Genomic DNA, 12,528 nt, shown 5'->3' with positions numbered 1-12,528 from the left:
CTGAAGAACCAGCGGATGCCCCCGGCCTATTCGAACTGTTGGCGATTTTCCGGGGTGATCAGTTTGAACGGCACCCAGATCAGCGGTGAGTCCAGGGTTTCCCCCCGCGCCAGGCGCAAGGCGACTTCCACCGCGCCGTTGGCCTGGCCGACGGCGTCCTGGAACACACTCACGGCCATCTTGCCGTCGGCCATCAGTTTCAAGCCGTCTGGCGTGCCATCAATGCCACCGACCCAATAGTCCTTGGCATTTTTGCCGGCCTTTTCCAGGCCCATGATCGCGCCAATGGCCATCTCATCGTTATTGGCGGCGATGATCGAGAAATCCACGCCGGCCTTGACCCAATCGATGACGATGGCGGCTGCCTGGCTACGTTCCCAGTTCCCGACTTTCTTCTGCACCACTTTCATGTTCGGGTACTTGGCGACGACCTTTTCCACGTCTTCGGTACGCATCAACGAGGACTTGTTGCTCGGGTCCCCCACCAGGATCACCACATTGCCCTTGTAGTTGGCGCGACGGGCCAACTCTTCCATCTGCAGGGTGCCCGACTCCAGCTCATCGGAGCCGACGAATGCCGTCTGCGCCGGCCATTTGTCCGGGGTCGGGTTGCGGTTGACAAACACCAGCGGGATTTTCGCCTCACTGGCCAAACGCAGCATTTCCGGCGCGCTCTTGGCATTGACCATGGCGATCACGATGGCGTCCACCTTGGAGTTGACCAGGTTGCGAAACTGGCGCATCTGCAACTCGGCATTGTCGTGACCATTTTCCATGAAGATGTCGGCATCCAGCACGGCGGCGTGTTTCTCCACGCCATTGCGCAGGATGGTCTGGAAGTTGTCATCATATTTGGCCATGCCCACGCCCAACAGCGGCGTGGCGGCCTGGGCCAGGCCGGCAGCCAGGAAGCTGGCAGCCAAGGCAAGCGTTAACCACTGTTTCATGTTCGGTCTCCCAGGCGTCATACGCTGAAATGATGGAGCAGCTCACGCTGCACCTTGGCCATGTCCGACAGGCCCTGGCTACTGCTGGCCGTCCGCTCGGCCCCTTCGGCGGCCTGCTGGGCGGAGTCGTTGATCTGGGTGACCATGCGGCTGGTTTCCTGCACCGTGGCGCTCTGTTCCTCGGTGGCGGCAGCGATCTGGATGTTCATGTCGCGGATGGTGCCCACCGCTTCGCCCATGGCCACCAGCAACTCATCGGCGCCAGAGGCCAGGGTCACGCAGTTGTTGGATTGCACCTGGCTTTCGTTCATCACCTGCACGGCGGAATGAATCTTGCCTTGCATCTGGCCGATCATTTCCTGGATTTCGCTGGTCGAAGCCTGGGTGCGACTGGCCAGCGAACGCACCTCGTCAGCCACCACCGCAAAGCCCCTGCCTTGTTCGCCCGCGCGGGCCGCTTCAATGGCGGCGTTGAGCGCCAACAGGTTGGTCTGCTCGGCAATGGTGCGAATCGCGTCGACGATGCTGTCGATGTTCTGGCCATATTTCTGCAGTTCATCGGTGACCGCCGAAGCCTTGTTCACCTGCTCGGCCTGCTGGCGGATGTTGACGATCGTCTCGGCCACGCGCTGCTGCACCTTGTGGGTCAGATCGCTGGTGTCATCCACCGCATGACGTGTGTCCTGGGCCCGCCGCGCGACTTCTTCGACGGTACTCTCCATTTCGGTCATCGCCGAGGCGGCGGAATGCAGGCGATCCTTCTGTTCATCCACTACCCGCGTGGTCTGTTCGCTGACCAGCGCGTTATCGCTCGCCGACTGGGCCAGGGTATCGGCGGAACCAATCAGCTCGCGGAAGGTGGTCTGCAAGGCCTGGGTCAGCTCGTTGAGGTAGCCGCCGAGTTCGCCGAATTCATCTTTGCGGCTGACATCGAAGCGCACCCGCATGTCACCCCGGGTAAGTTGTTTCAACACCTCGCGAAAGGCCGCCAATGGCCGACGCAGGCTGAAGGCTACCCACGTACCGATCACCACCGCGGCCAACACCGCCAGCACGCAGACGATCAACAGCAGGCTGAGGCTATTGCTGATGGTAGCGTCGGCGGCACTCTTCGCCGCGCTGGCCACGTCAAGCGACTGGCTGCCAAACTCGCCGATCTTATCCAGCGTGGCCTGCAGGCGGGTTTCCGTTGCCTGGCGTTGCTCGCGGACATGCTCGGCCAGGCTGGCTTCCTGCTGAAAGGCACGGTACAGACCGTCACTGCCGGTCAGGTCATTGAGCAAGCGGTTGACCATGACCCCGACGATGCGCCCCACCCGGGGGTCAACAGCCAAAAACGCCTGGAGCCGCGAGTTGATGACCTCATCCTGCAGGTTGAGCAGGCGCTGCAAGGTCGCGATATCCGGCTTGGCGGCGTGGGCGGCCAGGCTGTCATAGGATTTGTTGACTTCCAGCAACAGCCTCTCCGCAACGGCCAGGTTTTCCTCGGCACCGGCACTGCGCTCACGGGCGATGTAATCGCGAAGATAGTTGGTCAGTTGAACTCCCTGGCTGCTGCTGTAACCCTGCAACACCTGGGTCTGGGCAACTTGCTCCATGTGCTGGCGATGGCTCGCCATCAGCGTCTGTGCCTGTTCGACATAAGCCGCGCTGAGTTGGCGTTGCTGAACCAGGTTGTCGCGCAACTGCGGGTGATCGCCGATGTAGGTCGGGATGCTCTCGAGCAATTGACCGAAGCGCGCCAGGCTGTCATTGAACGGCTGCTTGCCATCGTCGATCTGTTTGGGGACGTTGCTGATGAGAACCGCCAGCAGTGCCTGGTTGGCCCGCAGGATATGCACGTAAAGCTCGCTGGCCGCCCGACTCAACGGCGCGGATTGGCCGGTGATGATAGTCAGGCGTTCGCTGATCGAATGGGTGCTTTGATAGCTGATACCCACCATGGTGAGCAGCACCACCAACAACACGGCAAATCCACCAATCACTCGTTGAAGAATGGTCATCGCTAGCCTCTTTATTATTTTTGGTACTGACTCAAGCACGAAGTACGCAGAGCACGAAGCCCGGAGGTTTTCTTGGCGACCTGAAAAGTTATCGGCATGGCGCCGGGCAACTTTAAGCGTGGCCTGTTGACGTGGGACGTGACTAACCCGTCTACGTCGCATACCTCTGGACATTTGAGCGCGTGCAGGCAACGCTGTCCGGTCTGTTGATTCCGAGTGTAGCGGGCCGAGCTCCCGTCGCATCATCCATTAGCAAAAGGGGAACTCAATGCCGTTTGTGACGATCGATGGGCAACCACTGCATTTTCTCGACCAGGGCATGGGCGAGGTGGTGGTGCTGGGTTCCAGCTATCTGTGGGATAGCGCTATGTGGGCAGCGCAGGTCGCCGCGCTGTCGCAACATTATCGGGTTATCGTGCCGGAACTCTGGGGTCATGGGCAGTCAGGGCCGTTGCCGGAGAACACCCGCAGCCTCGACGATCTGGCCAACCAGGTACTGGCCTTGCTCGATCACCTGGAGATCCGGCGTTTCACTCTGGTCGGCCTGTCGGTCGGCGGCATGTGGGGCGCTCGCCTGGCCCTGGCGGCGCCCGAGCGTGTTCGCGGTCTGGTGTTGATGGACACCGATGCCGGCGAAGAGCCCGCGCCGACCCAACAGTATTATTTTTCGATGCTGAAGATGATCGAGGACGCCGGCAGCATTCCCGCGCCTTTGCTCGACGCGATCGTGCCGATTTTCTTCAAGCCGGGTATTGATCCTCAATTGCCGTTCTACCAGGCGTTTCGCGCGTCCCTGACAACCTACTCGAGCGAGCGTCTGCGCGACAGCATCGTCCCGCTGGGACGGCTGATCTTCGGGCGTGACGATCGCCTGGCCGCGCTGACGGCGTTGGACGCCAGGCGCACCCTGGTGATGTGCGGTGAGCAGGACAAGCCGCGCCCGCCGAGCGAGGCGCGGGAAATGGCCGGGTTGATTGGCTGCGACTACATTGGGATACCCGATGCCGGGCATATTTCCAGTATTGAGAACCCGATATTTGTGAACAACGCATTATTGGCGTTTCTCTCAGAGCTACCTGCCTGATCACAGCGATCCTCAGTAGGAGCGAGCACGTCAAGCCATGGATAGATTCCAGGAAATGCAGGTATTCGTCGCCGTGGCCCAGGAGCAAGGTTTCGCGGCGGCGGCGCGGCGTCTGAGCCTCTCGGCACCGAGCGTCACCCGGGCGGTGGCGGCGCTGGAACAACGCATCGGTGCGCGGTTGCTGGTGCGCACCACGCGCAACGTGCACCTGACTGAACCCGGACAGCGTTACCTGGAGGACTGCCGACGTATCCTTGCCGCGATGGAGGAGGCCGAGGCTTCGGCCGCCGACAGTCACGCCCGTCCCAGTGGTCAACTGACCATGACCGCGCCGGTGCTGTTCGGCGAGCTGTACGTCACCCCGGTGATGGTGCGGTACCTGGCGCAGTATCCGGCGATGGCCATCAACGCATTGCTGCTGGACCGTGTGGTGCCCATGGCCGAGGATGGGATCGACGTGGCGGTACGGATCGGCGAGTTGCCCGACAGTGGTTATCACGCCGTCAGGGTAGGGCAGGTCCGCCGGGTGGTCTGCGCTTCGCCGAGCTATCTGGATGAACACGGCCGGCCGCGGCACCCGGACGAGTTGCGCCAGGCGCGGATTGTCATGGCCGCGTCGGCTTCACAGGTCAGGAACTGGCAGTTCCTCGACGGCGACAAACCCTTGAGTATCCGCCTGGAACCACGATTGGCGCTGACGGCGAATCGGGCGGCGATCCACGCCGCTTGTCTGGGTTTTGGCCTGACCCGGGTGCTGTCTTATCAGGTGGCGGACAAGCTGGCGAGCGCTGAGCTGGAGATCGTGCTGGAGGCGTTCGAGTTGCCACCACTGCCGATCCATGTGGTCTATCAAGGTGGCCGCACGGCATCTGTGCGTGTGCGCAGCTTTGTCGACTTCGTGGTCGCGGCCTTGCGTGAACATCCAAATCTGAGAGGCGAATGAGCATTTCAATTTTTGAAAGAGTGGATTGCCGTTTCTGGTGATTCTGTTGTTTTCGCTGAAGGAGGAACATCACTCCATCAGCGCGAACCATCCTGGGCCGCGCTCCCGTCCCCGGAGTCTGTCATGCCTCAGAACCCTATCAAGCTCTACAACTTTTCCCGTTCCGGTCACGCTCATCGGGTCGAGCTGATGTTGTCCCTGCTCGGCCTGCCGGTGGAGCTGATTCATGTGGACCTGCCCAGCGGTGCCCATAAAACCCCGGATTACCTGGCCCTGAACCCCTTTGGCCAGGTGCCGGTCATCGACGATCAAGGTCTGATCCTCAGCGATTCCACGGCCATTCTGGTGTACCTGGCGTTGACATATGGGCAAGGCCGCTGGCTGCCTACCGATCCGGTTGGCGCCGCTCAGGTGCAACGTTGGCTGTCGGTGGCATCGGGGCCGATTGCCTTCGGCCCAGCCCGGGCCCGGCTGATTACGGTCTTCGGCGCGCCCTATGATGCGGAGGAAGCGATCAGTCGCTCCCATGCCTTGCTCAAGGTTGTCGAACAGGAACTGAGTCAGTCGTCCTATCTGGTGGGGAACACACCGACCATTGCCGACGTCGCCGGCTACAGCTATATCGCCCATGCGCCGGAAGGCAATGTCTCGCTGGCGGAGTACCCCAGCGTCCGGGCCTGGCTGGTTCGCCTCGAAGCCTTGCCGGGCTTTGTTCTGATGCCGCGGACCATCGCCGGTTTGCAGACTGCCTGAGATCAATGAAACCTCCCGCCACGGTTGTGGCGGGAGAGCTTCAATGGAGATGTCGCGATGAACCCACATGACTCTTCCAGTGCATCACCCTGGCATGCCGGCGAACGGCAGATGCAGGCCCACGTCGGTGTTGCCGAACGGATGGCGGAGTTCGGGCCCAAGGTGATTCGCGACTACATGCCGGACCAGCATCGTGATTTCTATCGCCAGTTACCATTCCTGCTGTTCGGTGCCGTGGATGACGAAGGCAATCCCTGGGCGAGCCTGTTTGAAGGTGAGCCCGGGTTTGCCTTTTCTCCTGAGCCCAAGCTTTTACATGTAGGGAGTTTTCCCCAGATCGGGGATCCCACTTATTCAGCTCTGCGAGCCGGCGCGGCCGTCGGACTGTTGGGGATCGAGCTGCATACCCGGCGGCGCAACCGTATCAATGGGCGTATCACGGTGTTGTCCGATCGAACCCTGGACGTTGCTGTGGAACATGCATTTGGCAACTGTCCGCAGTACATCCAGTTGCGTCAGTTCGCACGGGGGCCGGCGCCGGACCCAGCCACACAAAGGGTATATCGCTCGCAAGGCCTGGATGCCGTGGCCACGGCAATGATTCGCGCCGCCGATACCTGCTTCGTTGCCAGTTATGTGGAGATCGAGGGTACCCGTTCGGTAGACGTTTCCCATCGTGGCGGGCAACGCGGCTTTGTCCGGGTGGAGGGCGACTGCCTGACCATTCCGGACTTCGCTGGCAACCTGCATTTCAATACCCTGGGCAATCTGCTGCTCAATCCGCGCGCCGGCTTGTTGTTTATCGACTTCAATAGCGGTGACTTGCTGCAACTCAGCGGGCGCACCGAAATCATCCTCGAGGGGCCCCTGGTGAAGGCCTTTCAGGGCGCTGAGCGTTTGTTGACGTTCCACGTGGAACATTGTGTGCGACGTCCGGCGGCTTCGACCTTGCGCTGGACGTTCGAGGGTTTCTCACCCAACAGTCTGATGACCGGATCCTGGGAGCAAGCCGTCGCGCGTTTGCAAGCCGAGGCGTTGGGCAATAGCTGGCGACCCCTGCGGATCAGCCGGATTGTCGAAGAAAGTCGCACCATCCGTTCTCTCTACCTGGAACCAACGGATGGGGCGGGGTTGCCCTTATTTCAGGCCGGGCAGCATTTGCCACTGCGTTTTGATCTGGGTGGGCGGACATTGATTCGTACCTACAGTCTGTCGGGGGCTCCGTCGGATGGGTTCTGCCGGATCAGCGTCAAGCGCGACGGACGGGTGTCGTCTCATGTACATGAGCAGCTCAAGGTCGGTGATCTGCTTGAGGCGCGCGCACCGCAGGGGCATTTCAGCGTGGCAACCAATGAGCAGCGCCCGTTGGTGTTGTTGGCCGCGGGCGTGGGGATTACGCCTTTGCTGTCGATGTTGCGGGAGGTGGTGTACCAGGGCCAGCGCACCCGGCGGATGCGGCCCACGGTCTTGTTCCACAGTGCCCGTTCGTTGGCGGAGCTGCCATTCAGGAGCGAACTGGAGGCGCTGATGGGCCGCGCTGGCGATACGCTCCAGGTGGTCCGCCTGCTCAGTCAACCGGAGCCTGAGGCGGTGCCGGGCGAGGATTACCATCTGCAAGGTCGACTCGATGTCGAGGTGCTGAAGGCCGTGCTGAGGATCGATGATTATGATGCGGTGGATTTTGTCCTGTGCGGCCCGGGCGGTTTTACCCAAGACCTGTACGATCAACTGCGCGACATGGATATCCGTGATGAACGTATTCATGCGGAGACTTTCGGTCCGTCGACATTGCGTCGCCGTCAGGATCCGGGTGTGCGTCGGATCGAGCAGCCGGCGGCGGCGACGCAGTCGATGCCGGTGGTGTTCCATCGCTCGGGCAAGGAGGCGCGCTGGCAACCGGAAAGTGGCAGCCTGCTGGCGTTGGCCGAGAGCCGTGGCTTGCAGCCGGAGTTCAGTTGTCGGGGCGGATCCTGCGGAACCTGCAGCACGCGCGTGATCAGTGGGCAGGTGCATTATCCGCTGCCGCCCGCGGAGTCGCCGGGCGAGGGGCGGGTGTTAATTTGTTGCGCGATTCCGGCGCAAGGCACGGAACCTCTGGTGTTGGATCTCTGAGCAAGAATTTGAATGTATGGCACATTCCTGTAGGAGCAGAGCTTGCTCGCGAAGCTTTTAGCATACTCACGGCCGCCTTCGCCGCCGTGCGGCGTCCCGGCGAGCCGTGCTCCTACAGATTGGGCGGCGTTCTCAATACCAGCGACAAATCCACCACCTGAACAACACCTCAGCGCCGCAGGCTGGTATCGACCTGGCTCATCCGGCTGCGCAGGGTAAACACCCCGTCCCCGGACAGAATCGCCCCACGGGCAAACAAGCGTCCGTTCTCCCAGTTCGAAAGCCCCAGTTCCGGCTTGTTCAGTGCGTATTGGCCATCGACCCAACGGGTGAAACCATCGCCGACAAAGGGCGCATTGATGCTGTTGTAGAAATAGTCATGGGTCCCGCGCTCGGTGCTGATCAACGACACGGTGAACTGCGGGCTGTAGCGATTGAACAGGGCAATCGCCTGATCCAGGTCATCGACGATTTTCAGGCTGACTTCCGGCGTCTCTTCCCACTCCCACTCACGGCCGAGTTGGTCTTCGGGCAAGGACTCGGTTTGCGCCTCTTCCTGATAGCCTTCGGCGCGTTGGACCCGCACCCGTGCTTGCAGCCATTCGACGGGCAGTACGTTTTCGTTACCGCTGACGATATGCAGTTTGCAGCACTGGCCACGGGCCTCGCCGGCGGCTTTCAACGCATCGAGGAACAATGGCACCAGTTCGGCCGCTCGCTGGCGATGGATCAAGCAGACGTTGAGGGTGTTGCAGACCTTGCGATCCAGGGAGTTGCGTACCACGTCGGCAAAGCGCCCGGCGTCGGCATCCTGATGAGCTACCAGCCAGGCACCGCCGGTGCCGTGCAGGCTGACCACGGTGCCGGCCTGCTGGGCGATACCGCCAAGTTGCTTGACGGCATGACCCGAACCCCGGGCCACCGCCAGGGACAGGCGGCGGTCGGCGAACATGGCCCAGCCGGCCGCGCGGTCGCTGCTTTCCACCAGTGACACCGCCCCCGCCGGCAGGCCCGCCGCGCGGAGTGCCGGATCGAGCGCGTGGCGGACAATCGCCTGGGCTGTACCGAGGGCGTCGCTGCCGATCCGCAGCACGGCAGTGTTGCCGGTGCGCAGGACGCCGGCCGCGTCGGCAAACACATTCGGCCGGCCTTCAAAAACGAACGCCACTACGCCCAGAGGCGCGACGACTTGCTCGACCTTCCAACCCGCATGTTCCACTGACTCGCGAACCCAACCGCGAATCAGCGGCGCATCACGCCAGGCCCGCAACCCGGCGATCATGTCGCGGCGCATGGCGTCGCTCGCCAGCAGGCGGGTAGTGGAGCGGCCACGAGCCTTGGCGCGGGCGATATCGGCTTGGTTCGCGGCTTCGATCAGGGCCCAGGAAGCCGGTGTTTCCAGGTGTTGGGCGAACAGGTCGAAAAACTGGCTGATAGCCGTGTCCGACACCTGGGCCAGGGCCGTGAAGGCACTCTGTGCGGTGTCGATGGCTTGGCTGGCGATTTGTTGCACGGCCTGCGGGATCAGCAGCAGCTCGCCGCTGGCCTGGTCCACCAGCAGATGATCGCCCGGTTGGAAACGCTCGGCCAACGCCATCGGCACCGGGGATACCCGGTTACCCGCGTAGAGAATCGGGGTGCCGGCGATAAGACGATCGAGCGTGCTGGTCATGGTTGGAAAACTTGTCTGTGGAAGTAGAAGGCAAAATGTATAAGAAAAACGCCGTCGGCTCACCTGCTAACGGAGTTTCTTTTGCGGAACGTTGCACCCCGATGGAACACCTCCTGTGTGAGCTGGCTTGCCGGCAATGACGGCCTTGAAGACGATGCAAGACTCAAGGGCCCTATCGCCGGCAAGCCGGCTCTTGCGGGATCAGCGTCGTGCCGCGATGGTGCGCCAGGCGTGGGATGACGAGAGGGGCGCCTTCACGCTTGCTGGATAAACGCCAATCTGACGGCAAAGCCGATCAGCAGGCCACCAAACAGCCATTGCTGTAGACGTTGTACCCGCGGGCTTTTGTCCAGCCATTGGCCGATCCACGCACCGGCCAGGGCGTAGCCGCTGTCGAACAGCAGCCCGACCGCCACCAGGGTCACGCCGAGTCCGAGGAACTGCGCGGCCACCGGGCCGGCCTGGGCATCAATGAATTGCGGTAGCAGTACCGAGCAGAACAGCAGCGCCTTGGGGTTCAGCAGGTTGGTGAGCAGGCCCTGTCGCAAGGCGGCGTGCCAACTCAAGGTACGCTGGGTTCCCTCGGGGCCGGCGCTCAACAACGCCAGCGAGCCGGGCCGCAGCATGCGTGCGCCGATCCACAATAGATACGCGGCGCCGGCCAGACGCACCATGTCGAAGGTCCACGGTGCCGCCTTGAACAGCGCCGCCAGACCCAAGGCCGCAAGCGCCACATGGCAGGCGCGGGCGATACCCAGGCCCAGGGCGGTGGTCAGGGCCTGGCTGCGGCCATGGCGGGCGCCGGTTTGCAGCAGCAGGATCATGTCGGGGCCGGGAAGCAGATAAACCATCGCCAATGCGAACAGGTAGAGGAGCATCTTGCCGTTTCTCCAAAGAGGGCTCACGGAGAAAAGTCTATGCCGGAAAGCCAGGGCAGGTGCTTGCGTATTCAACGCGCGAAAGGCTTAGAATTGGTACTTCATGCCAATACACTCGAAATAGATAGTTGGATATGCCAAAAATGAAACTCGATGCCTACGACCGTAAAATCCTCGCGGCCTTGCAACGGGACGGGCGCCTGAGCAATGTCGAGCTGGCTGCCGAGATCGGTCTCTCGGCGTCGCCATGCCTGCGGCGGGTACGCATGCTCGAGGAGGCGGGGGTGATTCGCGGCTACCAGGTGAACCTGGATCGTGATGAAGTCGGGCTGGGTTTGACTGTGTTCGTTGGGGTCAAGGTCGAGCGGCACCACGAGGCCGAGGCCGAAGCGTTCCGTTTGGCGGTCCTGGCCTTGCCTCAGGTAATCTCGGCGTTCCTGGTGTCCGGCGAATCGGACTTTCTGCTGCAAGTGGTGGTGCCCGACCTGCGGGCTTATGAGCGTTTTCTCAATGGCGAATTGCTGCGCCTGCCCGGTGTGCGTGACATCCGCAGCAACTTCGCGATCCAGGCGGTAAAGGCGCCCGGACCGCTGCCGTTGAACCACCTGCCCGATTGACTCAGATCTGCGTGGCCAGGCCTTCGACGTTCATCGCCGCCTGGCGCAGGGCTTCGGAACGGGTCGGATGCGGGTGGCAGGTGAGGGCGATGTCTTCGGCCGAGGCGGAAAACTCCATGGCCACGCAGTACTCACCGATCATCTCACTGACACTCGGCCCCACCAGATGGACGCCGAGGACTTCGTCGCTGTGCTCGTCGGCCAGGACCTTGGCGAAACCCTCGGTCTCATGATTGATCTTGGCCCGGCTGTTGGCGCTGAAGGGGAATTTTCCGACTTTGTAGGCTCGACCTTCGGCCTTGAGCTGCTCTTCGGTCTTGCCGACGCTGGCCAATTCCGGCCGGGTGTAGATCACGCTGGGGATCAGTGCGTAATTGACTTCACCGGCCTTGCCGACGATCTGCTCGATGCAGGCCATGGCTTCGTCCTCGGCCTTGTGGGCAAGCATCGGGCCACTGGTGACATCGCCGATCACCCAGATCCCCGCCGCCTCGGTGCGATGGCCCTGGTTGGCCAGCATGCCGCGCTGGTCGGTGCAAAGCCCGACGCTTTCCAGGCCAAGCCCCTGGGTAAAGGGACGACGACCGATGGCCACCAGTACGTAATCGGCGTCGATCAGCTGCGCTTCGCCGCCAGCCGCCGGCTCCACGTGCAACTGTACATTGGTCGCTGAGCTGGTGGCGCGGGTGACCTTGGAGCCCAGCAGGAAACGGATGCCTTGTTTGCTCAGTGAGCGCTGCAAGGTCTTGCCGGCTTCCAGGTCCACGCCGGGGCAGATCCGGTCCAGGTATTCCACCACTGTGACCTGGCTCCCCAGCCGGCGCCACACCGACCCCAATTCCAGGCCGATGACGCCGGCACCGATGACCACCAGATGCCTGGGGACCTCGGGCAGCGACAGCGCGCCGGTGGAGTCGAGGATGCGCCGGTTGTCGATGTTTACACCAGGTAGCGGCATCGGTTCGGAGCCGGTGGCGATCACGATGTCCTTGGCCTGCAGGAGGGTCTCGCTACCGTCGGCAGCGCTTACCAGCACCTTGCCGGGGCCGGTGATTCGTCCCCAGCCCTTGATCCACTCGACCTTGTTCTTGCGGAACAGATATTCGATGCCCTGGGTCAGTCCGGCCACGCTCTGGTCTTTCTGTTTCATCATCTGTGCGAGGTTGAGAGCAGGCGTGACCTCGATCCCGAGGTTGGCGAACTCTCCGCCCGTGGCCGCCTCATAGAGTTCGGATGCGTGGAGGAGGGCCTTGGACGGCATGCAGCCGACGTTCAGGCAGGTCCCGCCGAGGGTGGCGCGGCCTTCCACGCAGGCGGCCTTCAAGCCCAACTGGCCGGCACGGATGGCGGCGTTGTAGCCCCCCGGTCCGCCGCCGATGATGATGACGTCGTAACTGCTCATGACTGCTCTCCTGCGAGACACCCGGTTGAGGGAAAAGATAAAAAGCGCTGAGATAAAATATTATGGATGTAATATTGTTCCTGCGCGGTACGGCTGGTCAAGTCGTCATGCGTGAAT

Annotated in this window: 10 protein-coding genes and 1 pseudogene; 5 read left to right on the top strand and 6 right to left on the bottom strand. The window is 62.1% G+C overall.

Features of this window, described 5'->3' with window-relative positions; translation table 11 throughout:
- Positions 1–26: 26 nt before the first annotated feature.
- The 3 genes and pseudogenes from PFEN_RS24060 to PFEN_RS31645 form a co-directional block, all read right to left on the bottom strand.
- The gene (locus PFEN_RS24060) at positions 27–947 is read right to left on the bottom strand and encodes a substrate-binding domain-containing protein (RefSeq protein ID WP_191489132.1); all 921 of its coding nucleotides are present in this window, start codon (positions 945–947) and stop codon (positions 27–29) included.
- A 17-nt stretch (positions 948–964) separates the two neighbouring features.
- Positions 965–1,720: a methyl-accepting chemotaxis protein gene (locus tag PFEN_RS31650; protein WP_412071487.1), complete on the bottom strand. Its 756-nt coding sequence runs from the start codon at positions 1,718–1,720 to the stop codon at positions 965–967.
- Between the two features lie 102 nt (positions 1,721–1,822).
- Positions 1,823–2,242 (bottom strand): annotated as a pseudogene (locus PFEN_RS31645) (HAMP domain-containing protein); the annotation flags it as partial.
- A gap of 976 nt (positions 2,243–3,218) precedes the next feature.
- Between PFEN_RS31645 and PFEN_RS24050 the strand changes: the two are divergent.
- The 4 genes from PFEN_RS24050 to PFEN_RS24035 all read left to right on the top strand — a co-directional run bounded on the left by PFEN_RS24050 (position 3,219) and on the right by PFEN_RS24035 (position 7,842).
- Positions 3,219–4,034: an alpha/beta fold hydrolase gene (locus tag PFEN_RS24050; protein WP_191489130.1), complete on the top strand. Its 816-nt coding sequence runs from the start codon at positions 3,219–3,221 to the stop codon at positions 4,032–4,034.
- 37 nt (positions 4,035–4,071) lie between these two features.
- On the top strand, positions 4,072–4,977 hold the full coding sequence (locus PFEN_RS24045) for a LysR family transcriptional regulator (RefSeq protein WP_191489129.1): 906 nt from the start codon (positions 4,072–4,074) through the stop codon (positions 4,975–4,977).
- Between the two features lie 123 nt (positions 4,978–5,100).
- Positions 5,101–5,730, top strand: a complete 630-nt coding sequence (locus PFEN_RS24040) for a glutathione S-transferase family protein (protein WP_191489128.1) — start codon at positions 5,101–5,103, stop codon at positions 5,728–5,730.
- Positions 5,731–5,787: 57 nt separating this feature from the next.
- Positions 5,788–7,842, top strand: coding sequence for a pyridoxamine 5'-phosphate oxidase family protein (locus PFEN_RS24035; protein ID WP_191489127.1), 2,055 nt, complete (start codon positions 5,788–5,790; stop codon positions 7,840–7,842).
- Positions 7,843–8,011: 169 nt separating this feature from the next.
- Here PFEN_RS24035 and PFEN_RS24030 read toward each other — a convergent pair whose 3' ends face one another.
- Together PFEN_RS24030 and PFEN_RS24025 are read right to left on the bottom strand one after the other, a co-directional pair.
- Positions 8,012–9,514 carry an aldehyde dehydrogenase family protein gene (locus PFEN_RS24030; RefSeq protein ID WP_191489126.1) on the bottom strand — a complete coding sequence of 501 codons (1,503 nt, stop codon included), beginning with the start codon at positions 9,512–9,514 and terminating at the stop codon, positions 8,012–8,014.
- 254 nt (positions 9,515–9,768) lie between these two features.
- Positions 9,769–10,392 (bottom strand): LysE family translocator, encoded by a 624-nt coding sequence (locus tag PFEN_RS24025; RefSeq protein WP_191489125.1) that lies wholly within the window; start codon positions 10,390–10,392, stop codon positions 9,769–9,771.
- A gap of 143 nt (positions 10,393–10,535) precedes the next feature.
- Here PFEN_RS24025 and PFEN_RS24020 point away from each other — a divergent pair, with 143 nt between their 5' ends.
- The gene (locus PFEN_RS24020) at positions 10,536–11,009 is read left to right on the top strand and encodes an Lrp/AsnC family transcriptional regulator (RefSeq protein ID WP_121141587.1); all 474 of its coding nucleotides are present in this window, start codon (positions 10,536–10,538) and stop codon (positions 11,007–11,009) included.
- 1 nt (position 11,010) lies between these two features.
- Here the strand turns inward: PFEN_RS24020 and lpdA are convergent, their stop codons facing one another.
- Positions 11,011–12,411, bottom strand: a complete 1,401-nt coding sequence (lpdA, locus tag PFEN_RS24015) for a dihydrolipoyl dehydrogenase (protein WP_191489124.1) — start codon at positions 12,409–12,411, stop codon at positions 11,011–11,013.
- Positions 12,412–12,528: the final 117 nt, after the last annotated feature.

The organism is Pseudomonas sp. FEN, assembly GCF_904067045.1.
Taxonomy (GTDB): Bacteria; Pseudomonadota; Gammaproteobacteria; order Pseudomonadales; family Pseudomonadaceae; genus Aquipseudomonas.
Note: the sequence above shows the minus strand (reverse complement) of the source record. Positions and strands in the feature narration are given on the sequence as shown.